General features: G+C 63.8%; 23 protein-coding genes. 15 read left to right on the top strand and 8 right to left on the bottom strand.

Translation table 11 applies throughout. The features are described from left to right. The first annotated feature begins 60 nt into the window (after nucleotides 1–60). Entirely contained in the window at nucleotides 61–303 is a 243-nt protein-coding gene (locus tag M1E17_RS13265) for a DUF1304 family protein (protein WP_457962495.1), read from the top strand. A gap of 111 nt (nucleotides 304–414) precedes the next feature. Here M1E17_RS13265 and rpsT read toward each other — a convergent pair whose 3' ends face one another. Both rpsT and M1E17_RS13255 read right to left on the bottom strand, forming a co-directional pair. Next, complete coding sequence (gene rpsT, locus M1E17_RS13260; protein WP_066291556.1) at nucleotides 415–675, bottom strand: 30S ribosomal protein S20; 261 nt, start codon at nucleotides 673–675, stop codon at nucleotides 415–417. A 168-nt stretch (nucleotides 676–843) separates the two neighbouring features. Then, complete coding sequence (locus tag M1E17_RS13255) at nucleotides 844–1449, bottom strand: type II toxin-antitoxin system PemK/MazF family toxin (protein WP_457962494.1); 606 nt, start codon at nucleotides 1447–1449, stop codon at nucleotides 844–846. 176 nt (nucleotides 1450–1625) lie between these two features. On the opposite strand from M1E17_RS13255, the gene lepA reads away from it, so the two are divergent. Then, nucleotides 1626–3479 carry a translation elongation factor 4 gene (gene lepA, locus M1E17_RS13250; RefSeq protein ID WP_457962493.1) on the top strand — a complete coding sequence of 618 codons (1854 nt, stop codon included), beginning with the start codon at nucleotides 1626–1628 and terminating at the stop codon, nucleotides 3477–3479. Nucleotides 3480–3515: 36 nt separating this feature from the next. Further along, nucleotides 3516–4745, top strand: a complete 1230-nt coding sequence (hemW, locus tag M1E17_RS13245) for a radical SAM family heme chaperone HemW (protein ID WP_457962492.1) — start codon at nucleotides 3516–3518, stop codon at nucleotides 4743–4745. A gap of 25 nt (nucleotides 4746–4770) precedes the next feature. On the opposite strand, the gene M1E17_RS13240 is transcribed toward hemW, so the two are convergent. Both M1E17_RS13240 and M1E17_RS13235 read right to left on the bottom strand, forming a co-directional pair. Next, the gene (locus tag M1E17_RS13240; protein ID WP_267275236.1) at nucleotides 4771–5190 is read right to left on the bottom strand and encodes a DUF4870 domain-containing protein; all 420 of its coding nucleotides are present in this window, start codon (nucleotides 5188–5190) and stop codon (nucleotides 4771–4773) included. 139 nt (nucleotides 5191–5329) lie between these two features. Next, the gene (locus M1E17_RS13235) at nucleotides 5330–6175 is read right to left on the bottom strand and encodes a DUF3097 domain-containing protein (protein WP_457962491.1); all 846 of its coding nucleotides are present in this window, start codon (nucleotides 6173–6175) and stop codon (nucleotides 5330–5332) included. A 143-nt stretch (nucleotides 6176–6318) separates the two neighbouring features. Here M1E17_RS13235 and hrcA point away from each other — a divergent pair, with 143 nt between their 5' ends. From hrcA to M1E17_RS13220, 3 genes are all read left to right on the top strand, one after another. Next, nucleotides 6319–7332, top strand: coding sequence for a heat-inducible transcriptional repressor HrcA (hrcA, locus tag M1E17_RS13230; protein WP_457962490.1), 1014 nt, complete (start codon nucleotides 6319–6321; stop codon nucleotides 7330–7332). Between the two features lie 82 nt (nucleotides 7333–7414). Further along, nucleotides 7415–8542, top strand: a complete 1128-nt coding sequence (gene dnaJ / locus M1E17_RS13225; protein WP_457962489.1) for a molecular chaperone DnaJ — start codon at nucleotides 7415–7417, stop codon at nucleotides 8540–8542. Between the two features lie 2 nt (nucleotides 8543–8544). After that, a complete protein-coding gene (locus M1E17_RS13220; protein WP_457962488.1) occupies nucleotides 8545–9327 on the top strand; it encodes a 16S rRNA (uracil(1498)-N(3))-methyltransferase in 783 nt (260 codons plus the stop codon). Between the two features lie 67 nt (nucleotides 9328–9394). On the opposite strand, the gene M1E17_RS13215 is transcribed toward M1E17_RS13220, so the two are convergent. Beyond that, on the bottom strand, nucleotides 9395–10354 hold the full coding sequence (locus M1E17_RS13215) for a GerMN domain-containing protein (protein ID WP_457962487.1): 960 nt from the start codon (nucleotides 10352–10354) through the stop codon (nucleotides 9395–9397). A 381-nt stretch (nucleotides 10355–10735) separates the two neighbouring features. On the opposite strand from M1E17_RS13215, the gene M1E17_RS13210 reads away from it, so the two are divergent. From M1E17_RS13210 to M1E17_RS13190, 5 genes are all read left to right on the top strand, one after another. Then, nucleotides 10736–11824, top strand: a complete 1089-nt coding sequence (locus tag M1E17_RS13210) for a PhoH family protein (protein ID WP_457962486.1) — start codon at nucleotides 10736–10738, stop codon at nucleotides 11822–11824. After that, nucleotides 11821–12294, top strand: a complete 474-nt coding sequence (gene ybeY / locus M1E17_RS13205; protein WP_267275229.1) for an rRNA maturation RNase YbeY — start codon at nucleotides 11821–11823, stop codon at nucleotides 12292–12294. The genes M1E17_RS13210 and ybeY overlap by 4 nt, the downstream gene beginning before the upstream one ends. Beyond that, on the top strand, nucleotides 12291–13622 hold the full coding sequence (locus M1E17_RS13200; RefSeq protein WP_457962485.1) for a hemolysin family protein: 1332 nt from the start codon (nucleotides 12291–12293) through the stop codon (nucleotides 13620–13622). The genes ybeY and M1E17_RS13200 overlap by 4 nt, the downstream gene beginning before the upstream one ends. Next, nucleotides 13606–14580 carry a GTPase Era gene (gene era, locus M1E17_RS13195; protein WP_457962484.1) on the top strand — a complete coding sequence of 325 codons (975 nt, stop codon included), beginning with the start codon at nucleotides 13606–13608 and terminating at the stop codon, nucleotides 14578–14580. The genes M1E17_RS13200 and era overlap by 17 nt, the downstream gene beginning before the upstream one ends. A gap of 220 nt (nucleotides 14581–14800) precedes the next feature. After that, on the top strand, nucleotides 14801–16255 hold the full coding sequence (locus tag M1E17_RS13190) for an LCP family protein (protein WP_457967744.1): 1455 nt from the start codon (nucleotides 14801–14803) through the stop codon (nucleotides 16253–16255). 79 nt (nucleotides 16256–16334) lie between these two features. Here the strand turns inward: M1E17_RS13190 and M1E17_RS13185 are convergent, their stop codons facing one another. Beyond that, nucleotides 16335–18287, bottom strand: coding sequence for a M13 family metallopeptidase (locus M1E17_RS13185; protein ID WP_457962483.1), 1953 nt, complete (start codon nucleotides 18285–18287; stop codon nucleotides 16335–16337). A gap of 253 nt (nucleotides 18288–18540) precedes the next feature. Here M1E17_RS13185 and leuA point away from each other — a divergent pair, with 253 nt between their 5' ends. The 3 genes from leuA to M1E17_RS13170 all read left to right on the top strand — a co-directional run bounded on the left by leuA (nucleotide 18541) and on the right by M1E17_RS13170 (nucleotide 21986). Next, nucleotides 18541–20280: a 2-isopropylmalate synthase gene (leuA, locus tag M1E17_RS13180; protein WP_457962482.1), complete on the top strand. Its 1740-nt coding sequence runs from the start codon at nucleotides 18541–18543 to the stop codon at nucleotides 20278–20280. Nucleotides 20281–20385: 105 nt separating this feature from the next. After that, nucleotides 20386–21138 carry a DNA repair protein RecO gene (gene recO, locus M1E17_RS13175; RefSeq protein ID WP_457962481.1) on the top strand — a complete coding sequence of 251 codons (753 nt, stop codon included), beginning with the start codon at nucleotides 20386–20388 and terminating at the stop codon, nucleotides 21136–21138. Between the two features lie 2 nt (nucleotides 21139–21140). Beyond that, the gene (locus M1E17_RS13170; RefSeq protein WP_457962480.1) at nucleotides 21141–21986 is read left to right on the top strand and encodes an isoprenyl transferase; all 846 of its coding nucleotides are present in this window, start codon (nucleotides 21141–21143) and stop codon (nucleotides 21984–21986) included. Between the two features lie 30 nt (nucleotides 21987–22016). On the opposite strand, the gene M1E17_RS13165 is transcribed toward M1E17_RS13170, so the two are convergent. Next, nucleotides 22017–22760: an alpha/beta fold hydrolase gene (locus tag M1E17_RS13165; RefSeq protein ID WP_457967743.1), complete on the bottom strand. Its 744-nt coding sequence runs from the start codon at nucleotides 22758–22760 to the stop codon at nucleotides 22017–22019. Nucleotides 22761–22894: 134 nt separating this feature from the next. Continuing rightward, nucleotides 22895–23974 carry an alpha/beta hydrolase gene (locus M1E17_RS13160; RefSeq protein ID WP_457962479.1) on the bottom strand — a complete coding sequence of 360 codons (1080 nt, stop codon included), beginning with the start codon at nucleotides 23972–23974 and terminating at the stop codon, nucleotides 22895–22897. A 128-nt stretch (nucleotides 23975–24102) separates the two neighbouring features. Between M1E17_RS13160 and M1E17_RS13155 the strand changes: the two genes are divergently transcribed. Next, nucleotides 24103–25197 (top strand): quinone-dependent dihydroorotate dehydrogenase, encoded by a 1095-nt coding sequence (locus M1E17_RS13155; protein WP_457962478.1) that lies wholly within the window; start codon nucleotides 24103–24105, stop codon nucleotides 25195–25197. Nucleotides 25198–25257: the final 60 nt, after the last annotated feature.

Below are 25257 nucleotides of genomic sequence, written 5' to 3'. Positions count from 1 at the left end.
CATATCCTGCACGGGAAAGGCTGCAGGGTACGCCGCCTAGAAAATGTGCAGGCCGTGCGTATGTGGGCGATGAACGTTGGCGCCTACAACATCGCCTTTGGTCTGGGCATCGCCTCAGGACTGTGGATGGTTAACTTTTCGGGGAATGTGGCCGGTGGGTCAGCAATTGTGATTTTCTGCTGCGCGAGCCACGTCATCCTTGGCATCTGGCTGTGGGTCACAGAGAAGCGCCTGCTCACCAGCGCCATCGGACAGGCACTTGGTCCAGGACTGGCCCTGGTCTTTTACTTTTTCTTCCGGTAAGGCCCTACCCTTGGGCGTGCCGCCTTCAACCTGTGGGACGCGTAGTTAAAGATGTGTGGCCGGCACCCAGGGGTGCCGGCCACAACCATCAGTTCAGGTGAACTGGAAACCTTACAGTGCGTTGACCTTCTTGGAGATCGCAGACTTGCGGTTCGCTGCGTTGTTCTTGTGCAGAACACCCTTGCTGACAGCCTTGTCCAGCTTGCGGCTGGCAGCAACCAGGGCAACAGCAGCTGCATCCTTGTCGGTGGACTCAACGGCGGTGTTGACGGCGCGGATGGCCGTCTTCAGCTCAGACTTGACTGCGTTGTTGCGCAGGCGAGCCTTCTCGTTGGTGAGGATGCGCTTCTTCTGGGACTTGATATTAGCCACGTGTGAACTCTCTTTTTAATGCGGAAATGGTCTAGAGGGCTTTCAGATTGGCCATTGACTGAGCGGCGTGGGGATACCTATGGCGGCCAACCATCAGTGGCCGTCGACCTGCACGGACACACAGCTATAAAGAATAGCAGATTGGCCGGTACGGTGGCCATTTGGCGCCTACTTCCAGCCGTGTCGCCGCCGCAGTCCTGCGGCAACCAGGTCGAAGCGCGCCTTGTCCAGCACGGCACCCTCCCGGCGGATACTCTCAGGATTGAGCTGGAGCACCCTTCCTATGTTTGCTTCGCTCGGCCGGGACTGCCGGTCCCAGTTTCCCGTCCCCACGTCCACATAGTCGTCGGCATCCGTGGGGTGCTGGTCATGATCTTTGCTGGTCAGCATGAGCGCCAGTAAGTACGGCCCGTTGTGGCCGATCAGCAGAACAGGGCGGTCTTTCCCGCGGCTGTGGTCTTCCTCGTAGGGCACCCACGCCCACACCACTTCTCCGGGGTCAGGGGCGCCATCCGTTTGGGGCGCATACCGGATGGTGGACGTGCCGCTGAAATCCCCGGCGTACGCTGCCCGTGCCGCGGCCGACGGCGACGGCGGCACGGACGGCCGGGCGGCGGAACGCGGTGCCGCTGGCCGCCGCGGTTTAGTCGTCCCCGCAGCTTGCCGGCGGGTTCCCCGATCGGCTGGCGGACCGGCCGCGCCGGCGCGGAACCGGTCGAGAATCCGAAGGGAGGCCTGGACGGCCTGGGCCAGTGAGCGGAGGTTAATTGGCATGGGGCAACCCTATCCCGGGGCAGGTTCCGGTGTTTGGCTCAATGCATTCACCCCGGAATGCAGTGCCGGGCGCCGCGACGTGGGACACTGGAGGTTCCAAATATGCGGTACATCCGCAGGGTGCAGACGCTGCGTCCTGGCGGCGGCCGCGTGAATGCCAACAGTAAGGACCCTGCGTGTCTCCCATGGCCCGCACCGCCCCGGTGCCCGCCGCGACAGATCCGGCCATCATTCGGAATTTCTGCATCATCGCGCACATTGACCACGGCAAGTCCACCCTGGCCGACCGCATGCTGCAGTACACCGGGGTCGTTCAGTCCCGCGACATGAAGGCGCAGTATCTGGACCGTATGGATATTGAGCGTGAACGCGGTATCACCATCAAGTCCCAGGCAGTCCGCATGCCCTGGGAACTCGACGGCATGAGCTACGCACTGAACATGATCGATACCCCCGGGCACGTCGACTTTACCTACGAGGTCTCCCGCTCGCTCGCGGCGTGCGAAGGAGCAATCCTCCTGGTGGATGCGGCGCAGGGCATCGAGGCCCAGACGCTCGCCAACCTGTACCTGGCGATGGAAAACAACCTCACGATCATCCCGGTCCTGAATAAAATCGACCTTCCGGCAGCGCAGCCGGAGAAGTACGCGGCCGAACTGGCCAGCCTGATTGGCGGTGACCCGGAGGACGTTCTGCGCGTTTCCGGGAAAACCGGCATGGGCGTTGAGGCGCTGCTGGACAAGATCGTCCGCGACCTGCCGGCCCCGCAGGGCGATGCCAACGCCCCTGCCCGGGCCATGATTTTCGACTCCGTCTATGACACCTACCGCGGCGTGGTCACCTACGTCCGGGTGGTGGACGGCATGCTGCACCCGCGCGAGAAGATCCAGATGATGTCCACCCGGGCCACGCACGAACTCCTCGAAATCGGTGTCAGCTCCCCGGAGCCCACCCCCTCTAAAGGCCTGGGCGTCGGCGAAGTGGGGTACCTCATCACCGGGGTAAAGGACGTCCGCCTGTCCAAGGTCGGCGATACCGTGACCAACATGGCCAAGCCCGCCTCGGATTCGCTTCCAGGCTACGCGGATGCAAAACCCATGGTCTTCTCCGGCCTGTATCCCCTGGACGGCACGGACTACCCGGTGCTGCGCGATGCGCTGGAGAAGCTGATGCTCAACGACGCCGCGCTGGTGTACGAGCCCGAGACGTCGGCGGCACTGGGCTTCGGGTTCCGGGTCGGCTTCCTGGGCCTGCTGCACCTGGAAATCACCCGGGAACGCCTGGAACGTGAATATAACCTGGACCTGATTTCCACCGCCCCCAACGTGGAATACGAGGTGACCCTGGAGGACAAGAAGGTAGTCCATGTCACCAACCCCAGTGAATACCCCACGGGCAAAGTAGCCGAGGTCCGCGAGCCCATGGTTTCGGCCACCATCCTGGCGCCCAACGAGTTCGTCGGCGCGATCATGGAGCTGTGCCAGAGCCGGCGCGGCGTGATGGGCGGCATGGACTACCTTTCCGAGGACAGGGTGGAAATCCGGTACCGCCTGCCGCTGGCCGAAATCGTCTTCGACTTCTTCGACATCCTTAAATCCAAGACCCGCGGCTACGGTTCGCTGGACTGGAAGGCCGACGGCGACCAGGTGGCTGACCTGGTCAAGGTGGACATCATGCTCCAGGGCGAGCAGGTGGATGCCTTTTCCGCCATCACCCACCGCGACAAGGCCTATGCCTACGGCGTCATGATGACCACCAAGCTGCGTGAGCTCATCCCGCGGCAGCAGTTTGAGGTCCCCATCCAGGCCGCTATTGGTTCCAGGATCATCGCGCGTGAAAGCATCCGGGCCATCCGCAAGGACGTGCTGGCCAAGTGTTACGGCGGTGACATTTCCCGTAAGCGCAAACTGCTGGAAAAGCAGAAGGAAGGCAAGAAGCGCATGAAGATGGTGGGCCGCGTGGAAGTGCCGCAGGAAGCCTTCATCGCCGCCCTGACCACAGACGAATCCAAGGACAAGGCCAAGAAGTAGTGATGCCCGTGGCCGGAAACACCGGAGGCCGCACGAATGCCTAGCGTTCTTCCCCTTGGCGACCCGGCGCCGTCGGACGGTCTGCTGCCTGCACAGGCGGTGGACGGTGCGGCGGACCGGGCCTTCGGCCTGTATGTGCACATTCCGTTTTGCGCCGTCCGCTGCGGATACTGCGACTTCAACACGTACACCGCAACCGAACTGGGCGGTGGAGCCTCCCAGGATGCCTACGCCGACACCGCCATCTCGGAGGTGCAGCTGGCGGCACGCGTGCTCCCGCAGTCGGGCCTTCCCGGCCGCACGCTGAGCACTGTCTTCTTCGGCGGCGGCACGCCCACGCTGCTTCCGGCGGAGGACCTTGCCCGCATCCTGCGCGCGGCCATCGGTGAGTGGGGGATAGAGCCCGGAGCCGAGGTGACCACCGAGGCGAACCCGGATTCCGTCACGCCGGAGTCCCTCGCCGTGCTGAAGGACGCCGGTTTCACCAGGGTCTCCTTCGGCATGCAGTCCGCGGTTCCTCACGTGCTCAAGGTCCTGGACCGTACCCACACCCCCAGCCGCGTGCCCCAGGTGGTTCAATGGGCGCGGGAAGCCGGGCTGGCTGTCAGCCTGGACCTGATCTACGGGACCCCGGGGGAGTCGCTGGAGGACTGGCGGCACACCCTGCTCACAGCCCTGTCCTACGAGCCGGACCACATCAGCGCCTACGCACTGATTGTGGAAGACGGAACCAAGCTGGCCGCCCAGATCCGCCGCGGTGAAGTTCCCGGCATCGACGACGACGACCACGCCGACAAATACGAACTCGCCGATCAGCTGATCGGCGAAGCGGGGCTGAGCTGGTATGAAGTGAGCAACTGGGCACGGACGCCCGGGCAGGCGTGCCGGCACAACCTGGCCTACTGGCGGGGTGACGACTGGTGGGGCATCGGCCCGGGAGCCCACTCGCACGTGGGCGGAGTGCGCTGGTGGAACGTCAAACACCCCACCGCCTACGCTGGCCGCCTCGCCCAGGGACTCTCACCGGCCGCCGGACGGGAAACACTCGACGACGCCACCCGGGACCTGGAGCGGATTATGCTCGGGGCGCGGCTTGAATCCGGGGTGGGCATCGGCTCGCTGGGGGAGTCGGGCAGGAAAGCAGTGGCCGGACTCATCGCGGACAGCCTGGTGGATCCCGCGGCGGCGTTCCGGGGACAGCTGGTGCTAACCCTGAAGGGCCGCCTGCTCGCCGACGCAGTGGTCCGCAGGATCCTTCCCGACTAGGGCAGGGGCCAGCGCACGTTGTGCCCTATTTAATCCACCGGAGGTTGTACTGGTAGCGGTGCGGCTGGCCGCGGTTCACATGGATTCCGGCCGCCACGGAGTAGCAGGTCAGGGCGATCCAGATCAGGGTGGCTATGACGGCAAAAATGTTGCCCACCAGGGGGAGGAAAACAAGGATGTTGGCCACCACCGCTGCGATGGTGGGCGGCAGGCTGAAATTCAGCGCCTCCTTGGACTCCTGCGCGGTGAAGGGTCCCCGGTCCCGAAAGATGAGGTAAATCAGCAGGGACGGGACGCATCCCAGGATCCCGCCGAAGTGGGCCAAGGTGGCCCATTGGCGGTCTTCGCTCGCCGTGAGCGGCAGCGCATTTGCGGGAACGCCATGGTACTCGGAACGGCCCTGGCCATCCTGGTTGTCCCTGTGTTCACGTGCGTTTTGTGCCACGGTGTCTTCCTTTGAACGTGCAATGGTGCTGGGTTTGGAACTGCCGGACTGAGGACAAAAACTGCCTTCGCCGTACCAAGAATACTGGGTCGGCGCTGGAAAGGACGCGTTGGCCGTCCCGGTGCCGGCAGCGCGAAAGCTAAGGCACTGTCAGGAAGTCGATGACTTCCTCGACTCGGCCAAGCAGCGATGCTTCCAGATCCGCGTAGCTGTGGACCGCCCCCAGCAGTTTCTGCCAGCCCAGGCCAATGTCCTCCTTGGTGGAGTGCGGCCAGCCGAAGGCAGCCAGGATTCCCGTCTTCCAGTCCTGGCCGCGGGGAACCACCGGCCATTTATCAATGCCCAGCACGGCGGGCCGGATGGCCTGCCATACATCCACATAGGGGTGCCCGACGATGAGGACGTTGCCGGCCGCACCCGGTGATGCCATCACCGCATCGGCGATCCGGGACTCCTTGGAGTCCGGCACGAGGTGGTCCACCAGGACTCCCAGCCGCCGGCCTGGCCCGGGACTGAAATCGGCGACAGCCCCCGCAAGATCATCGATGCCGTGCAAAGGCTCGACGACGATGCCCTCCACTCGGAGGTCGTCTCCCCAGACCTTTTCCACCAGTTCGGCGTCGTGCTTTCCCTCCACCCAAATCCTGCTCGCCTTGGCCACCTGGGCCCGCTGGCCCGCGACCCGTACCGACCCGGACGCAGTCCGGCCGCCGGCAGGGGCGGCCTGCCGGGGAGCGGGCGGCATGAGCCGGATGGGCCGGCCCTCCAGGAGGAACCCAAAACCCAGGCGGAAGGACCGCGATTTGCCGCGCCGGTCCTCCAGCGCCACAACGTGCATGCCGCCGGATTTCTCCACCCGCGTGACAGCTCCCACCCAGCCGGACTGGACGTCCTCCAGGACCATGCCGCGCTCCACGGGGATTTCAGGCAGCTGGTTTCGGGCGGGGGTGGCTATCTCCTGCGGTCCCCAGTTCTGGTATTGCATGGATGCACTCCGCCTTGCGCTAGATCGTGGCCCGGAATTTCGCCCGGAGCGGTACCAATGCTAACAACGGGGTGAGACATATTAGACTGTTAGCACTTAGGCACGTCGAGTGCTAACCCTGAAACCGTAGATGGAGGTGGAGTGTGAGCGAGCCACGCAAACTGGAAGTACTGCGTGCCATCGTGGAGGACTATGTGCACTCCCGGGAGCCCGTCGGTTCGAAGGCGCTTGTTGAGCGCCACCATCTGGGCGTGTCCAGCGCCACCATCCGAAACGACATGGCTGCCTTGGAGGACGAGGGGCTTATTACCGCCCCGCACACCAGCGCCGGTCGGATCCCCACGGACAAAGGCTACCGGCTGTTCGTGGACCAGATCTCGGCCGTGAAGCCGCTGTCCCCTGCCGAACGGCGTGCCATCCAGTCACTGCTGGAGGGCTCGGATGATCTTGACGATGTCCTGGACCGCACGGTCAGGCTTTTGTCCCAGCTGACCAACCAGGTAGCAGTGGTGCAGTATCCGCACTTGAGCCGCGCCTCCATCCGGCATATCGAATTTGTGCTCCTGGGGCCCCGGAAGGTCCTTGTGGTGCTGATCGCGAACACCGGCAAGGTGGAACAACGTGTGATCGACATCGGCCAGGACCTGGGCGATGATGCCATCGCCGGGCTCCGCGCCCGGTTCCTTGGCTCACTCTCTGGGACGCCTCTAAGCATGCTGACGCAGTCGCTGCCGGCGGTGGTCTCTGCTGTCAGCCCTGGCCAGCGGCAGGCAGCACAGGCCCTGGCGCACGGGCTGGAAAGCCTGGCGCACAACAGCCGTGAAGAGCGCATGGTCATGGCCGGCACGGCAAACCTGGCCAGGTCCAACGTGGATTTCCCGCTGAGTATCGGGCCGGTGCTCGAAGCCCTCGAGGAACAGGTGGTGATGCTGCGCCTGCTCAGCGAGATGGCGCAGGACCCCCGGGGGGTTACTGTAAGCATCGGCCGGGAAAATCCCTACGACGGCCTGGCCGAAGCATCGGTAGTGGCCACCAGTTACGGTCCGGACAGCACAGCAAAGATTGGTGTTCTCGGTCCCACCCGGATGGACTATCCCACCACCATGGCCGCCGTGCGGGCTGTAGCCCGCTACCTTTCACGAATTTTGGGCCCGTGATACGGGGCCCACAGGGTTCCGGTACAAAGAGCAGCACAGGCAGTACAACTGCAAGCGTTACAACAAGGAAGAGATAAAAAACTTGAGCAGCCACTACGACGTCCTGGGAGTCTCGCCGGAAGCCACCGGAGAAGAGATCAAGAAGGCCTACCGGAAGCTTGCCCGCACCCTCCACCCGGACGTGAATCCCGGTGACGATGCGTCGGACCGCTTCAAGGCTGTGACGCACGCCTACGAGGTGCTTTCAGATCCACAGAAGCGCCGTGTTTACGACACCACCGGCAATGAAAACGGCACGGACAACGGTTTCGGTGGCGGTGGGTACGCCGGCCAGGGCTTTGCCTTCCAGGACATCTTCGACACCTTCTTCGGTGCCAGCGGTTCGTCGGGGCCTGCTTCACGCGTACGCCGGGGACAGGACGCGCTGATCAGCGTCCGGATTGAACTCCGTGACGCCGTCTTCGGCGTTAATAAGAAGCTCGAAGTGGACACGGCCGTCACCTGCCCCACCTGCAACGGTTCGTGCTGCCGCGAGGGAACCCACCCGGAGCGCTGCGACATCTGCGGCGGCAGTGGCCAGGTCCAGCGCGCAGTCCGTTCCATCCTTGGCCAGGTCATGACGGCGGCGCCGTGCGGTACCTGCGAAGGATTTGGAACTGTCATCAAGGACCCCTGCAACGAGTGCAGCGGGCAGGGACGGATCCGCAGCCGGCGCTCCCTGACTATCAAGGTACCGGCCGGAGTTGCCACCGGAACCCGTATCCAGCTCTCGGGCCAGGGCGAAGCGGGCCCCGCTGGAGGCCCCGCCGGAGACCTGTACGTCGAAATCCGGGTCAATAATGACGCCACTTATGTCCGCGATGGCGACGACCTGCACGCCACGCTCAACATTCCCATGACGGCGGCCGCGCTCGGAACGGAACTCGCGCTCGAGACCTTCGACGGGCTGCAGGAGATTGACGTCAAGGCCGGCACGCAGTCGGGCGAGATCATCACCCTCCGCGGCCTTGGCGTGACGCACCTGCGCGGCTACGGCCGCGGCGACCTGAAAGTGCATCTGCAGGTTGAGACGCCCTCCAAGCTTGATGCGGCCCAGGAAGACCTCCTGCGGCAGCTGGCAAAGATGCGTGGTGAGCAGTTTACCGAGGGGAAGCTGGCCGCCAGCGGCGGTGTCTTCGCCAAACTTCGGGACCGGCTCGGTAACCTGTAGCGGTGAGCAATCCGGTTTTCTTCAGCGCGGCCGGGTCCCTGGACCAGATGGAACCTGGCCGCCGATTTGTCCTTGAGGGGCCGGAGGCACGCCACGCGGTAACGGTCAAGCGCCTCGCCCCCGGGGAATCTGTGGATATCGCCGACGGCGCCGGTAAGCGGCTCACCGGAACTGTCATTTCGGCGCAGCCGGCTGAACTGACGGTGGAATGCTCGGGACTTGCGCTTGAAGAACGCCCCGACGTCCGGCTGGTCCTGGTCCAGGCGCTGGCCAAAGGTGACCGGGATGAACTTGCCGCCGAAACGGCAACAGAACTCGGCATCGACGCAGTGATCCCCTGGCAGTCCGAACGCTCCATTGTGCGTTGGAAGGGTGAGCGCGCAGTCAAATCCCACGCCAAATGGCAGTCGGTTGTTGCGGCGGCGGCCAAGCAGGCCCGGCGGGCATGGATCCCTGAGGTGCGGGCCGCCGTCGACACCCAGGGCCTGGCGGCCGCTGTGGCGTCAGCGGACCTGGCCGTGATTCTGCATGAGGATGCTGTCCGGCCGCTAAGGACTGTCCTGGAAGCCTGGCAGGATTCGGATACCGGAACCAGTCCCCGGGAAGTCCTCCTCATCGTTGGGCCGGAGGGCGGCATCAGCCCGCGCGAAGTCACACGGCTCTGTGATGTCGGCGCAGTGACGGCGCTCCTGGGACACCATGTGCTGCGTTCCTCCACGGCAGGCCCGGCAGCCGTGGTGCTGGCAAGTGATGTACTGGGCCGCTGGGCCGCACCTGCCGGCTAGGCTCAAGCTACAGACTGAACGGAACCTCCCGCTGGACCGAACTCCGGCAAGATCGAAACTGGGCCCTCTACCGGACGCTGAAACCCCGGGTGTCCACATTCAGGTCCTGCCGGTTTCCCACCGTATCCAGCTGGGACACGCGCAGCTCATAGTTGCCCGGTGTGAGGGTCAGCGCCAAAGTAAACACGCCTGACTGACCGGGCTCTGCGGCGGCGGTTGTCTCGCCTGTCAGGAAAGGAGTCATGTCCCCGTTGTCCTGGACCTCCAGGATCTGCCAACGGAGCTTGCCGCCGGGAGCCGTGCTGCGTCCAGTGATCTTGACGCTGCCGTCAGGCACGTCCACACCTTCCTGCGGGTCAATGATCCACACCGGTGCCACCATGCCTGCCGTACGGGACATCAGTGTTCCCAGCCGGATGTGGTTGAAGGCGAGGTAGTCCGTGTGGCCGTCCACCAGCACCATTACCTGGATCTGCTGGCCGGAGTCGATAAGGCCCGAACTCGCACCTGCCGCCGTGGCCGTATAGACGAGTTGCTGGATGGCACGGGCCGCCATGTCGGCGTCCAGGTTGCTGTTGAAGGCATCCTCGGAGACGTCGACGGTGATGACGTTCTTGCCGGAGATCGATGTGGCCAGCTTCTTGGGGTTCTGCCAGGGCGTGAAGAAATCCGGATCAAGTGGCTTGTCCGACATCATGGCACGCAGTGCTCGGGTGACCGGGTTCTCCTGCTCGGGCACATCCCTGAACTCCCGGTACAGGAAAACGTTGCTGTTGCTGCGGCCGATCCAGTAGACAGGCGCTTTGTTGGATGACTGCGTGGTTTCAAGCGGGGCACTGGTGGTAGGTGCGCCGGGAGGGAGGGTGCTTTCCGCACCGGTGGTGGGAGACGCCAGTGTCGGCTCGGGGCCGGGGGCGGCGATGCAGCCCGTGAGGACAAGGACAACAGGCAGGAGACCCAGGAGGCCTGCAGAGCGGACCCGTTTCCAGAGTGGTCCCGCGGCAAGGGGCGACGCTCTTCCCGGCACTGTGATGGCCTGTCCTTTCTGGCTGTGTGGGCCGGTCCCCGGACGGCCTGGATTTCCAGCTCTACGCTGGATTTCCAGCATGGCACAGGCAGCCTAGCCCTTTTTGCCGGATACCGTCTCCGGGCGGAACTGCAACGGGAACGATATGAGGCCGATATGAAGTTGATATCTAATGACGGGAACCACTTCCTCCTGTTGCGCCTTTTTGTGCGGTGGAACGCAGGGCCGGCAAACCGCGGCGGGCGTGTGCTGGCGTAAGATAGGAGGAATCCGGTGACCGTCGGCGGGCGGCAAACGCCCCGCCGCTCCAACCGCCATCGGCAGCGTTATCCGCAGTGTTTACTCGAAGTGAAGGGGACCTCAGGCCAGCGGGCCGGCACCATGACTGAATCAGCGAACGGAAAGCGCCGGTTGAACACCGGAGAGCGCGCCGCAGGAGAATTCCCGCACACCCTTCCTGGAATTCGGACGGAGGTGGTTCTCTTTGACAACTCCGATCAGATGGTTCAATCGCTCGGCAGCCACGATGAGGCCTTGCGCTTCATTGAGGAACAGTTCCCGGCCGTTAACTTCCACGTCCGCGGAAATGAACTCTCCATCAGCGGACCGGCCACGGACGTTCCCCGGATCATGCGGCTGCTGCACGAAGTGCGCGAACTGGTGGCCCGCGGTACCGTGATCAGCCCCGCCGTGCTTCAGCAGCTGGTTGTCTTACTGCGCAGCCAGTCACTGCAGAACCCGGTGGACGTCCTGACCCATGACATCCTTTCCAGCCGCGGCAAGACGATCCGGCCCAAGACGCTGAACCAGAAAAACTACGTTGACGCCATCGACGAAAACACCGTTATTTTCGGGATCGGCCCCGCAGGTACCGGCAAAACCTACCTGGCCATGGCCAAGGCGGTGCAGGCACTCCAGCAGAAGGAAGTCAGCCGCATCATCCTGACCAGGCCTGCCGTCGAGGCGGGTGAACGGCTGGGTTTCCTGCCCGGGACGCTGAGCGACAAGATCGACCCTTACCTGCGCCCGCTCTACGACGCCCTGCACGACATGATGGACCCCGAATCCATTCCGCGGCTGATGGCCGCGGGAACCATCGAGGTGGCGCCCCTGGCCTACATGCGCGGCCGGACGCTCAATGATGCGTTCATCATCCTCGACGAGGCCCAGAACACCACGCCGGAACAGATGAAGATGTTCCTGACCCGCCTGGGATTCGGTTCCAAGATGGTGGTCACCGGAGACGTAACGCAGGTTGACCTGCCTTTTGGCACGCGGTCGGGGCTGCGCATCGTTGAGGAGATCCTGCAGGGCATTGAGGACGTAAACTTCTCGGTCCTGGACTCCACCGACGTGGTCCGGCACCGTTTGGTGGGCGACATCGTCCGGGCCTACAGCCTCTGGGATGACGTCCAGCGGAACCGGGTCAAGCACTCGGTGGCCAGGGAGAAGCGGGCGGAACACGCGTGAGCATTGAGGTTAACAACGAATCCGGCATCCAGGTGGATGAGGCGGAGCTGGTAGCCCTGTCCCGGTACATCTTCGAACAGCTGTATATCCATCCGCAGGCGGAACTGTCCATTCTCCTGGTGGACGAACCTGCGATGGAGAAGCTCCATATTGAGCTGATGGACGAGCCTGGCTCCACCGACGTGCTTTCAGTGCCCATGGACGAACTCACTCCCGGCACTCCGGACCGCCCCACCCCCCAGGGGATGCTCGGCGACATCGCGGTCTGCCCGCAGGTGGCCCAGGTCCAGGCAAAGAACGCCGGCCACGCGCTGCAGGATGAGATGCTCCTCCTGACTACGCACGGCATCCTCCATCTCCTCGGTTACGACCATGCCGAGCCTGAGGAGAAGGCCGAGATGTTCGGTCTGCAGCGCGAACTGCTTTCGGGCTTCACGGGCAAAGAAGCACCCGCCGAGACCACGCAGTGACGCCCCTGCTCCTCGTTTTTATGGCTCTGGCCTTCCTCAGCATTGCCGCGCTTCTGACCGCGGCGGAGGCCGCTTTCAACTTCCTTCCGCGGCATGACGCCGAAGAAGCGCTCCTCAAGAGCCGCGGAAATGCCATGCAACGGATCCTCGCGCAGCCTGTGGCGCACATCCGCGCGCTGCGTTTTTGGCGGATCTGGTTCGAGATGGCCTCCGCCGTCGCCGTCGCCGTCCTGCTCCACAGCCTGCTGGACAACGTGTGGCTGGCCGGCCTGGCAGCCACCGGGATCATGGCACTCGTCGGATTTGTGATCGTGGGAGTGTCCCCGCGGCAGCTCGGCAGGCTCCATTCCGCGGCCGTGGTGCGCTTCACCGCACCGTTGATCCGGCTGCTCACCTGGGTGCTGGGCCCCATTCCTGCCTGGCTGGTGGCGTTGGGCAGCGCGGCAGCCCCTGGCGCGCCCGGCGGCGATGAGGCCTTCTTCAGCGAACAGGAGTTCCGGGAGCTGGTGGACAGGGCCAGCGAATCGGACATGATCGAAGACACCGAGGCGGAGATGATCCAGTCCGTCTTCGACTTCGGCGATACCCTGGTGCGTGCTGTGATGGTTCCGCGGACCGACATCCTCAGCATCGACGCCGGCTCCAGCCTCAGGAGGGCCATGTCCCTTTTCCTGCGCTCCGGCTACTCCCGCATCCCCGTGATCGGCGAAAGCACCGACCAGATCCTCGGCATTGTGTACCTCAAGGACGTTGCCGCAGCCCTTCACGAGCTGGGCCCCGACGCCGAGCCGCCGCCAGTGGAGGCCCTCGCGCGTGAAGTCCGCTATGTTCCGGAATCCAAACAGGTCAGTGACCTGCTGCGTGAACTGCAAAAGGAATCGACGCACGTTGCCATCGTTATCGATGAATACGGCGGTACCGCCGGCCTTGTCACGCTGGAGGACCTCATCGAAGAAATCGTCGGTGAGATCGTGGATGAATATGACACCGAAAGCGCCGAAGCAGTGGCACTGGGGGACGGCTCCTTCCGGGTAAGCGCGCGGATGAGCATCGATGATCTTGGCGAACTGTTCGATATTGAACTGGACGACGATGAGGTGGACACCGTGGGCGGGCTCCTTGCCAAAGCCCTGGGCCGCGTTCCCATCGTGGGGAGCACCGTTGAAGTAAGCGGTGTGTCCCTGCGGGCCGAACGGCTCGAAGGGCGCCGCAACCGCGTCAGCCACATCATTGCGGCGCCGGCACCAAAAGTAGACACTGACCTTGAAGACCTCCTCAATGAGGCGGAAACAACCCAGCAGGGAGTTCCACGTGAGCAAGAAAAATAGGCCGCTGGCTAACCAGGATTCTGCCAAGCCGGACTTCGGCGGCTTCCGCGCAGGCTTCTCGGTGCTCGTTGGCCGGCCCAACGCCGGCAAGTCCACCCTCACCAATGCGCTGGTGGGCAAGAAGGTGGCCATCACGTCTGCCAAGCCGCAGACCACCCGTCACACCATCCGCGGAATCGTCCACCGCGAGGACGCACAGCTGATCCTGGTGGACACGCCGGGCCTGCACCGCCCGCGCACGCTGCTGGGCAAACGCCTCAACGACCTGGTGGCTGACACACTGGCCGAAGTTGACGCTATCGGTTTCTGCCTGCCGGCCAACGAAAAAATCGGCCCCGGGGACAAGTACATCGCCGCCCAACTGGCTGCCGTTGGACGAACGCCGCTCATCGCGATTGTCACCAAGGCGGACCTTGTGGACCGCCAGGCGCTGACCGAACAGCTCCTCGCCGTCGCGGCCCTCGGCCGCGAAGTACTGGGGGAGGAAGGCTGGAAGGACATTGTTCCAGTTTCCGCTGCCGACGGCTTCCAGGTGGGCACTCTGGCCGATGTCCTGATCAGCCACATGCCGCCGTCGCCGCCGCTGTACCCGGACGGTGAACTGACCGACGAGCCCGAGGCCGTTATGGTGGCAGAACTTATCCGTGAAGCGGCCCTGGAAGGTGTCCGGGACGAACTACCGCACTCCCTGGCAGTGGTGGTGGACGAAATTGTGGCCCGCGAGGGCCGCGCAGAAGACAACCAGCTCCTTGACGTGAGGGTCAACCTGTATGTTGAGCGTCCCTCACAGAAGGCCATCATCATCGGAAAGGGTGGCAGCCGGCTGCGCGAAGTGGGCACCAACGCCCGGAAAGGCATCGAAGCGCTCCTGGGCACGCGTATCTACCTTGACCTTCATGTGAAGGTTGCCAAGGACTGGCAGCGGGATCCCAAACAACTGGTAAAACTCGGTTTCTGACGCGCTTCCACCACCGTCACGGCCAGTCACCGGGCGTTTTCCCAGCCTGAACAACTAAAATGGGCCGGATCCAAATGTTCAGAGGAAGGTACACCCTGTGGTGCAACGCCGCGACAAACGCGACAACGGAGCTGACCCGTCAGCCGGAACCGGGCCAGTTTCCCGTCACGCGGAAGGCACCGCCGTCGGCTCCGCCCGCCATCTCGGAGCACAGCCAGGGATGCCCGCGTGGCTTAAGGTGATCGCCGCCGTCGTCTCGGTCCTGGTAGTGGGAGGCCTTGCGTTTGCCGGGTTTTGGTTCTTCCGCCTGCAGTCGAACATTACCAAGGCACCGCTGACCGCCGGCTCGGGTACGGCGAACCCAGTGAACGACTCATCCGACAGGATGCAGATCCTCATTCTGGGCTCGGACACGCGGGACGGCAAGAACGCCGAGTACGGTACCGCAGAGGACTCCTCAGGCTACGGACAGTCGGATGTGATGATGCTGATGGACATCTCCGCCGACAACAAGCGCGTCAATGTCATCAGCTTCCCCCGGGACCTCCTGGTTGACATCCCCGAGTGCACGGACCAGAAGACCAAACAGGTCTATCCGGCCAGGAGTGGTGTCATGATCAATGAGGCCATGGCCGAGGCCGGCATCGGCTGCGCTGTGGACACCGTGAACAAGCTGACCGGTCTCGAAATCGACCACTTCATGATGGCGGACTTCAACGCCGTCAAGGAGCTTTCCAACACGGTGGGCGGTGTGGAGGTCTGTATCAGCGACGCCGTCTACGACCCCGATTCCCGTCTGAGGTTGCCGAAGGGGACGTCCTCCGTGGAGGGCGAACAGGCACTGGCCTTCCTGCGCACACGGCATGCCTTCGCCGACGGCGGGGACTTGGGCCGCATTAAGGCCCAGCAGGGATTCCTCTCGTCGCTCACACGGAAAATCAAGGACGAGGGTACGCTGTCCGATCCTGCGAAGATGCTCCGGATTGCCGATGTCGTCACCCAAAACCTCACAGTCGATGAGGGACTTGCATCCGTTCCGTCACTCCTGACTATCGGAAACCGGCTGAAGAATATCGACGTCAGCAAGGTGGCGTTTGTCGCCGTGCCCACCACCACAGCAGTGGCAGACCTTAACCGCCTCCAGATCGCCGAACCCGCAGGATCGCAGTTGTTCGCAGCCCTCCGCAAGGACGTCGATCTAACGGACCCCACGGCTCCAGCCGCCACTCCCACGGCCACTCCGTCGCCGACGGACAGTGCGCCTGCCCCTGCGCCGACTGAAACACCGGCGCCGCCTTACGACAAATCCGCGCAGCCCGTCACCGTGGCGAACGGAACAGGTGTCGCCGGCCGCACCCAGGAAATTGCGCAGGCGTTGATTTCCGGAGGCTTTACCCAGCTTGGGCAGCTGGAAGCGGTACCGGTGGCGCAGTCCGTGGTCTATTACGGGCCGAACCACGCCGATGTGGCCGCCGACGTGGCCGCGCTGCTCGGGATCCCGGCCGAGCAAATACAGCCCGCACCAGCGTTAATCGGTGTGCAGGTCTACCTTGGCGAAGATTTCTCCTCGGGCATCACTTATGGGGCCACGACTGTGCCCAAGGACATCGTGAACCAGACTGCAGGGGACGCCGTTTGCCAGCAGGCCAACCCGGCGCTCATCGTCCAGGGCTGACCGGCACCAGGCTTCCGGACAGAACAAATGGACAGACAAATGGGCCCGCCATCAATTGGCGGGCCCCTTTGTTCTGCTGCTACCAGATGCTGACGCGCTCCTCCGGTGACCTCCACATGCCGTCCTGGTCCGTGACGCCGAAGGCCTCATGGAAGGCGTCCAGGTTGCTGGCGATGGCATTGGTCCGGAACTCGTTGGGGGAGTGCGGATCCGTGGCCAGCCTCCGGATGGCCTCTTCGGTCCGGATGACCTGGCGCCAACCGGCCGCCCAGGATGCAAAGAAGCGCTGCTGGCCGGTCAGCCCGTCCAGTACCTCGGGCTCCTTGCCGTCCAGGCTGAGGAGGTAGGCCTTGTAGCCGATGGTCAGTCCGCCCAGGTCGCCGATGTTTTCGCCGAGGGTGAGTTTGCCGTTGACGTAGTGCCCCGGCGCGGCATAGGGGGAGAGGACCTCGAACTGGGCGACAAGCTTCGCGGTTAGTGCCTCGAACGCCGTCCGGTCCGCCTCCGTCCACCAGTTCCGGAGGGCGCCGCCGCCGTCGAACTGTGAACCCTGGTCGTCAAAACCGTGACCGATTTCGTGGCCGATGACAGCGCCGATCCCGCCATAGTTGACGGCGTCATCGGCATCCGCGGTGAAGAACGGCGGCTGCAGGATGGCGGCCGGGAAGACGATCTCGTTGAGCATCGGGTGGTAGTACGCGTTGACGGTCTGGGGAGTCATCAGCCACTTGTCCAGGTCCACCGGTTTGCCCACCTCATCAAGGTGCCGGTCGACGTCGGCATTGTGCGCGCGCTCAACGTTCCCCAGGAGGTCGGTTGGGTCGATTTCCACGGCGGAGTAGTCGATCCATTTGTCCGGGTAACCGATCTTGGCGCGGAAGGCGCCCAGTTTCCGGAGCGCCTCTTCCTTGGTCTGCTCGCCCATCCACTCAAGGTCCGTGATGCTCTGGCGGTACGCCTCAATGAGATTGGCCACCAGGGACTGCATCCGGGCCTTATGGGTTTCGGGGAAATGACGTGCGACATAAATCTGGCCCACCGCTTCACCCAGGGCTGCTTCGACGACGCCGACGCCCCGCTTCCAGCGGTCCTTGTTTCGGGGTGTGCCGCTGATGGTGGTGCCGTAGAACGCGAAGTTTGCATCCACAAAAGCTGAGGACAGGTAGGGTGCGGCGGCGCTGATCACGCGCATGGCCAGCCACTCCTGCCAGACGGACAGGGGCTCGGATTCAAGCAGTCCCGCCGCGCCGCTGAAGAAATCCGGAGTGCTGACCACGATTTCCTGCCGCTTGTCCGCATCGATCCCGGCCGATTCGAACCAGGTGCCCATCAGCGGGAACAGGGATACGGCCTCTTCTGACGTCTTGAGGTTGTAGGTCTTTTGCGGGTCCCGGAGCGTGACGTTGTCCCAGTGGTGGGAAGCCAGTTTGGTCTCCAGCCCGATCACCCGGCCGGCGGCGGCCTCAGCATTGTCCAGGCCGGCCAGGGAGAACATGGTCCGCACGTGGTTACCGTACGCCGTGACCATGGGGGCGAATTTCTCTTCCCGGTAATAGGATTCGTCCGGCAGGCCCAGCCCTCCCTGGCCGGTGTATAGCAGGATCCTGTCCGGGTTGCCCGCGTCGGGTGCCGGGTAGATGTAAAAGAGGCCCGAAACGTCAGCCCGGAACAGCCGCCCGACAAGGGCGACGAGTTCGCCGACCGTGGTGGCGGCAAAAACCTCGGCAAGCCGGTGCCGGATGGGCTCCATGCCCTTGGCCTCCACCGTGGCTTCGTCCATGAAGCTGTTGTAAAGGTCGCCCACCTTCCGTTCTATCCCGCTGGCCTCTTCACCCTTCCCCGCGGCTTCCTCGATGATGTCCCGGACCGCAATCTCCGCGCCGTCGCGGAGGGCCGTAAACGTTCCTTCCAGCGGGCGGTCGTCGGGAATTTCGGTGGCCTTGAGCCATGCCCCGTTGACGTGCTGGTACAGGTCATCCTGCGGCCGGACGGTGTGATCAATGTTGGACAGGTCGATCCCCGAGATGGGCACGGAAGCTCCTTTGTATGAAGGCCGCGGCCGGCGCTGGCACCGCTGCGGCGTCTGCATGATGGACGTTAGGGACGGTAGTGCTCTTTCATCTTACGCACCCGTGTTACTCTCAAATGGTGCGCGCAGAGCTCCTTCTCCTTAGCTGCCGCGGCGAGGCCTCAGACGCGATCTAGCGCAAGGCCACCCTCGCTGCGGAGTTTGTGTTGCCCGGCCACCCTTTCAGAGAAGAACCACAGAAAAGGCCCCGAAAGTAATGCAAAACGCACAAAAGCCCTCAGGAATGCCCGCCCACCGTTACCGCCCGTTCCAGGACCTGATCACTGTTGAACTGCCGGACCGGACTTGGCCGGACAAGGTCATCACCCACGCCCCGCGCTGGTGCGCCGTGGACCTGCGGGACGGTAACCAGGCACTCATCGATCCCATGAGCCCCGCCCGCAAGATGAAGATGTTCGACCTGCTGGTGCGCATGGGCTACAAGGAAATCGAGGTCGGCTTCCCTTCGGCCTCGCAGACCGACTTCGACTTCGTCCGCCAGCTCATCGAGGGCAACCACATCCCGGATGACGTGACCATCCAGGTTCTGACACAGGCCCGCGAGCACCTGATTGAGCGGACCTATGAGTCCCTGGTCGGCGCCAAGCAGGCCATCGTCCATTTGTACAACTCCACCTCGGTCCTGCAGCGCCGCGTGGTGTTCAACCAGGACGAGGACGGCATCCTGGACATCGCGCTCCAGGGCGCGCGGCTGTGCAAGAAGTACGAGGAAACGCTGGTGGATACCCACATCACCTACGAATACTCCCCGGAGTCCTTCACCGGCACGGAACTTGAGTATGCCGTGCGCGTATGCAACGCCGTCGCCAATGTTTTCGAGGCCTCCGCTGACAGCCAGGTCATCATCAACCTGCCCGCCACCGTGGAAATGGCCACGCCGAACGTTTACGCCGATTCCATTGAATGGATGAGCCGGCATCTGCACCCACGTGAGGGAATCATCCTCTCGCTGCACCCGCACAACGACCGCGGCACCGGAGTGGCAGCCGCCGAGCTCGGCTACATGGCAGGCGCGGACAGGATCGAAGGCTGCCTCTTTGGCAACGGCGAGCGGACCGGCAACGTGGACCTGGTCACGCTCGGCCTGAACCTGTTTGTGCAGGGCATCGATCCGATGATCGATTTCTCGGACATCGACGACATCCGCCGGACAGTGGAGTACTGCAACCAGCTGCCCGTGGCCGAGCGGGCCCCCTACGGCGGAGACCTCGTCTTTACCGCATTTTCCGGCTCGCACCAGGACGCCATCAAGAAGGGCTTCGAAGCCCTGGAGCGGGATGCCGCCGCGGCCGGGGTCAACGTGGCTGACTTCACGTGGCAGGTCCCGTACCTGCCTGTAGATCCCAAGGACCTGGGGCGCAGCTACGAAGCCGTCATCAGGGTCAACTCCCAGTCCGGCAAGGGCGGCGTTGCCTACCTGCTCAAGAACGAGCACAGCCTGGACCTGCCGCGGCGTGCGCAGATCGAATTCTCCGGTGTTATCCAGAAGCGGACAGACACCGTCGGCGGCGAAGTCAGCGGCACGCAGCTCTGGCAGGCATTCCAGGATGAATACCTTCCTTCCGGCGCCGCTGACGGCCAGTGGGGACGCTATTCGCTGGGTTCGGTCAGCACCGAAACGGACGACGACGGCGGCATGACGCTGCATGCTTCCCTCACCATTGATGGAGTGCAGGTCCGCCGCACGGGCACCGGAAACGGGCCGATTGCCGCGCTGCTGAACATCCTGCATGAAGACGGTGTGGACGTCCGTGTCCTGGACTACAGCGAGCATGCCCTGTCCGAGGGCGGCAACGCCATGGCGGCGGCGTACGTCGAATGCGCCGTGGGTGACCGCGTGCTCTGGGGAATCGGCATCGACTCCAACACCAGCATGTCATCGCTCAAAGCCGTGATCTCTGCGGTCAACCGCGCCATCCGGGATTCCCGCGCCTAGGCAGGAGCAGCGTTGCGCGCCGGGCTTCCCGGCGCGCAACGCGGGCAGTGGCCCTTTTGCGAGAAGACAGTGCCCCTTTGCGAGAAGACAGTGCGAAGATAAACCGTGGTCCAACAATCATTTGCCGCCCGCGCGTACCGGGATGACGCCGTTGTGCTGCGCACCCATAAACTCGGTGAGGCAGACCGCATCATCACCCTGCTGACCAAGCACCACGGCCAGGTCAGGGCGGTAGCGAAGGGTGTCCGGCGGACCAGCAGCCGCTTTGGCGCCCGACTGGAACCATTTATGGTCGCCGACCTCCAACTGGTGTCCGGCCGCTCCCTGGACATCGTCACCCAGGCCGTTGCCAAGGGTGCGTACGGCGGCAACATTGCCGCCGACTATGGGCGCTACACGGTGGCCGCGGCCATGACGGAGACAGCCGAAAAACTCACAGACGTCGACGGCGAAGCCGGAACGGCACAGTACAACCTGCTGGTGGGAGCGCTGGCGTCCCTGAGCCGGGAGGAACACGCCCCGGGGCTGATCCTGGACTCCTATCTTCTGCGCGCCTTGTCCACCGGCGGCTGGGCGCCCAGCTTTACGGTCTGTGCCAGGTGCGGGAGCCAGGGTCCCCACATCGCTTTCTCGGCGCCGCTGGGCGGTATGGTCTGCGGCGATTGCCGCCCGCCCGGCTCGCCAGCGCCGGCCGCCGAGACGGTGGTCCTGCTGGCTGCCCTCCTGACGGGCGACTGGCCGACGGCGGACGCGTCCTTGCCGGTTCACCGGCGGGAAGCGGCCGGGCTGGTGGCCGCCTACCTGCAGTGGCACCTTGAGCGTGTCCTTAAATCCCTCAAACATGTGGAGCGTACCTGACAGTGGCCCTGGGAAAAAAGAACAACCCTTCACGGAAGCGGACTGCCCCCGTCGTGGCGCCCTATCCCCATCCTTCCGGCGCGACCGCTCCGGCCATCCCCGCTGAGTTCATTCCGCGGCACGTTGCCATTGTCATGGACGGCAACGGCCGGTGGGCAAACCAGCGCGGGCTGCCCAGGATCGAAGGACACAAGGCGGGGGAGCCCGCGCTGCTGGACGTCATGGCCGGCGCCATTGAGCTGGGCATCGAGTACGTCAGCGTTTACGCGTTCTCCACCGAGAACTGGCGCCGCTCACCGGAAGAGGTGCGGTTCCTGATGGGATTTAACAAGGATGTGCTCCGGCGGCAGCGGAACCAGCTCGATGAGTGGGGGGTCCGGGTGCGCTGGTCGGGCCGCCGTCCCAGGCTTTGGGGATCGGTGATCCGGGAACTTGAAGAAGCTGAGGCCTTTACCGTGGGCAACAGCACGTGCACATTGACCATGTGTGTGAATTACGGCGGACGGGCCGAAATTACGGATGCGGTATCAGCCATCGCCGAGGAAGTGGCGGCGGGACGCCTCAAGCCCGGGGCCATCACGGAGAAGACCATCCAGAAATACCTCGACGAGCCTGACCTGCCGGATGTGGACCTGTTCCTGCGGAGTTCGGGAGAGCAGAGGCTCTCCAACTTCCTCCTGTGGCAGTCAGCGTATGCGGAGTTCGTCTTTATGGACACGCTCTGGCCGGACGTGGACCGGCGCACTCTGTGGGAGGCCGTGGAGATCTACGCCCAGCGGGACCGGCGCTACGGCGGCGCCGTGGATGCCGCCCGGCCGGGCCTGCCTACAGGTGGCAGCTCCGCTTAGTGCGGATGGGCACGGTTGTCGTCAACAGTACTAACGTTGCCCAGTGAAGAACTCCGCCAATTGGGCGAGAAGAGCAGCTGGAGCGTAGTCCGGTGCCCCGTGATCGGATCCGGGAACTACGGCGCATCTTCCTAAGGGAAGGGTGCCCGCGAGCGACTCGGCAACGAGCCGGAAAAAAGTGTCGCTGCGTGCTCCGTAGAGTACAAGTACGGGAATTGTGATGTCTGCGTAGCGCTTGGCGCTGGGCCGGTTGGCGTGCAGCCAAGCGATCTCCTTTACCGAACTGCCTACGGTGCCCCGCCATGAACGCCCATTGCGGGTTGCCCTGGACATGCACCACACCAACATGTGGAATACAGGATCCGGGAGTGGTGTTTCCCGAAGGCTTGTGGAGATTCCCTTGCCTATGACCCCAACCGCACGGGCCACATCCCCGCGCTGCACCGCATCTTCAAGGGCAGGAAGAAACCCTGTTGGCACCAGGCCTCCGATATTGGGCACAGGGTCATAGACAGCAACGCGGCTGGCCGGTAATTGAAGCGCGGCTTCGAGGGCAACGGCCCCGCCGTAGCTGTGCCCGAAGACGGCCGTGCTGCCTGTGGCCTCCATAACAGAATGGAGGTCCGAGATCTCGGTTAACATGGAATAATTCTCGGGCTGGGGGCTGGAGCCCGGTCTGCCCCTGCGGTCATAGACATGGACAGGGAGTGATTGACTCAACTTTCTCGCAGTCCTGAAGTACGTTGCTGCGGCCGTGTTGGTTCCACAGACCATGACCACTCCGGGCCCCTTCCCGAAGCTGACAAGGTGAAGGTGGCCGCCGTCAGGCGTCCGTATAGATTGTTCAGCCATAGCCACTCTTTTTCTGGGTGCCTTGGGAAGGATTTCACCCCCATCCCACTCTTCCGTCATCTCCTGCCCCCGCCGTCGGGGGCGTCCCAGAGGGTGCCGCCGGTGTCTCCAGCCCCTGTGTCCGGCTCACCGTAACCCCGAAGCCAGCGCGACAACCGTGCATACGCGTCCGCCCGTACCTTGGGCGGCGAAAGAAAAACGTCGTGCAGGGCGCCGTCGATGCGCTCCACCGTCACCGTGCGTCCAAGAGTCAGCGCCCGCAGCGCGATGACATTAACGTCAAGGACTGCATCTGTCCGGCGCATTTCCTCGGTCCAAAACGGGCCGTTGGCGCTGCCCCGGGACAGCAGGACCAGAATCGGAATGTCAATGCCCAGCCCTCGTGCCACCTTGGCGTGACCGGCAAGGATGGCATGCAGCCAGCCGGCCCGCAGCGGGAAAGCCATAGGGGGCCTGTACCGGTCATCAAGCGCCCATTCTCCGTCCGCAGAGCTGCTGATGGTCCGCCAATAGAATCCCCGTTCAGGCAGGCGAAGGACCGCTTCGGGGCGGAAGCGGGCCACCGGCCCCACCATGGTCGATGCCGCCCGACGGATCAGCGAACTTCCGTGCATTTCAAGCCATGGACTGTTCAGTACCAGCGCGGAGATGGTGCCAGGATGGTTGCTCACCCAAAGGGCGGCAACCAGGCCGCCGGTGGAGTGTCCCATCAGGGTGAGAGGGGCCGGCCGGGATTGCCCACGCTGTTGGCTGTCAGTGTGTTGGCTGTCAGCGTGGTGGCTGTCAGCGGCAATAATGCCGATTGCCCTGCCGATCTCGGCGTCGTAGTCGGACAGATCCGCCACATATCCGCCCGGCGTCTCCGGGCGCAGGCTCCTGCCGTGGTTGTGCATGTCCAGTGCGTAGAAGTCGTAGCCGCGGCTGCTCCAGAACCGGGCCAAATCCACGTTGAAGAAATAATCGCTCCAGCCGTGGAGGAACAGCACGGCCCGGCGTTCACCTGGCGGGGGGACCGGATCTTCGTTTCCCGGCCGGTGGCGCACCAGTGTGGCCGTGCGCTCCACGCCGTCGTCGCCTGCCGCCCGGAACGTATATGCCTCGAAGCCGTCTCCGAGGATGTCAGCTTCCCAGGTCATGGATTTATGCTAGCCCGCACGATCTACTCCTGAGTAGGATCCGGTGACTTGAGGTGGCGGGCCCCTTTCCGGTAGGGCCGAGGCGGCCCGGGTTTGGTCTGGGCCGCGGGAGACGGAAAACTAGACGCATGCGCGTATATCCCACATTTTTCAAACTGGCATTTTCATGGATGGACGCCGAACGCGCCCACAAGATCGGATTCAAGGGGATCAGGCTCGCGCATACCACCGGTGCCGGCCGGCTCCTGCAGCGTTTCACGGCTCCTGCGCCGTCACTTCAGACCACCGCCTTCGGCGTGACCTTTCCGTCGCCTTTCGGCCTCGCGGCCGGTTTCGATAAGGAAGGCCACAGCATCGAGGCACTCACCGACCTTGGCTTTGGCCATGTGGAGGTGGGGACCATTACGGGCCAGGCGCAGCCCGGCAACGAAAAGCCCCGCCTCTTTAGGCTGGTCCAGGACCGCGCTGTGATCAACCGGATGGGCTTTAACAACGACGGCGCGGCTGCGGTGGAGCCTCGTCTGAAGGCGGCCCGGGCCGCGCTGCGCCGCCGTTACCCTGCCGTGAGGCCGGTGATCGGCGTCAACATCGGAAAAAGCAAGGTGGTTGAACTCGACGACGCCGTCGGTGACTACCTCCTCAGCGCCCGGAGCCTCGCCCCGGCGGCAGATTACCTTGTAGTCAACGTCAGCTCGCCCAATACACCGGGCCTGCGCCTTCTGCAGGATGTTCAGACACTTCGCCCGCTGCTGGCCGCGGTGGGGGAGGAGGCTGACAGGGCCGCCGGCAGGCACGTTCCCCTGCTGGTGAAGATTGCACCTGACCTGAGCAACGAGGATATCGACGACGTCGCACGGCTGGCTTTGGACCTTAAACTCGACGGCATTATTGCCACCAACACCACCATTGCCCGGGCGGGACTTAAGTCGCCGGCGGAAACCATTGAAAAATGCGGACCGGGCGGATTGTCAGGGGCTCCGCTGAAGCAGCGCTCCCTGGAGGTGCTCCACAGGCTCAAGGACGCAACGGGGGACAGCATTGCCCTGGTGGCTGTGGGCGGCGTCGAGACCGCGCAGGATGTCCAGGAGCGGCTGGATGCCGGGGCAACGCTGGTGCAGGGCTACACGGCCTTCCTTTACGAGGGGCCTTTTTGGGCCGCCCGGATCAACCGGCAACTGGCGAAGAACCGCAGGCCTGACAAGGTGCCGAATAATAACTCCTGACACCAGAGGCAAAAAGTGAAACCCCGGCGGGTTTGACCGCCGGGGTTTTGATTGTGCAAA

Source organism: Arthrobacter sp. D1-29 (genome assembly GCF_054130585.1).
This window is presented reverse-complemented; position numbering and strand designations above follow the sequence as displayed.

Bases quoted from the DNA above. Each gene is read 5' to 3' on its own strand.
- M1E17_RS13265 (WP_457962495.1), top strand. From the start codon at position 61: ATGTGGGCGATGAACGTTGGCGCCTACAACATCGCCTTTGGTCTGGGC.
- M1E17_RS13155 (WP_457962478.1), top strand. From the start codon at position 24,103: ATGCGCGTATATCCCACATTTTTCAAACTGGCATTTTCATGGATGGAC.
- hemW (WP_457962492.1), top strand. From the start codon at position 3,516: ATGCCTAGCGTTCTTCCCCTTGGCGACCCGGCGCCGTCGGACGGTCTG.
- M1E17_RS13160 (WP_457962479.1), bottom strand. From the start codon at position 23,974: ATGACCTGGGAAGCTGACATCCTCGGAGACGGCTTCGAGGCATATACG.
- M1E17_RS13165 (WP_457967743.1), bottom strand. From the start codon at position 22,760: ATGGTCTGTGGAACCAACACGGCCGCAGCAACGTACTTCAGGACTGCG.
- M1E17_RS13255 (WP_457962494.1), bottom strand. From the start codon at position 1,449: ATGCCAATTAACCTCCGCTCACTGGCCCAGGCCGTCCAGGCCTCCCTT.
- leuA (WP_457962482.1), top strand. From the start codon at position 18,541: ATGCAAAACGCACAAAAGCCCTCAGGAATGCCCGCCCACCGTTACCGC.
- M1E17_RS13190 (WP_457967744.1), top strand. From the start codon at position 14,801: ATGCCCGCGTGGCTTAAGGTGATCGCCGCCGTCGTCTCGGTCCTGGTA.
- M1E17_RS13210 (WP_457962486.1), top strand. From the start codon at position 10,736: ATGACTGAATCAGCGAACGGAAAGCGCCGGTTGAACACCGGAGAGCGC.
- M1E17_RS13235 (WP_457962491.1), bottom strand. From the start codon at position 6,175: ATGCAATACCAGAACTGGGGACCGCAGGAGATAGCCACCCCCGCCCGA.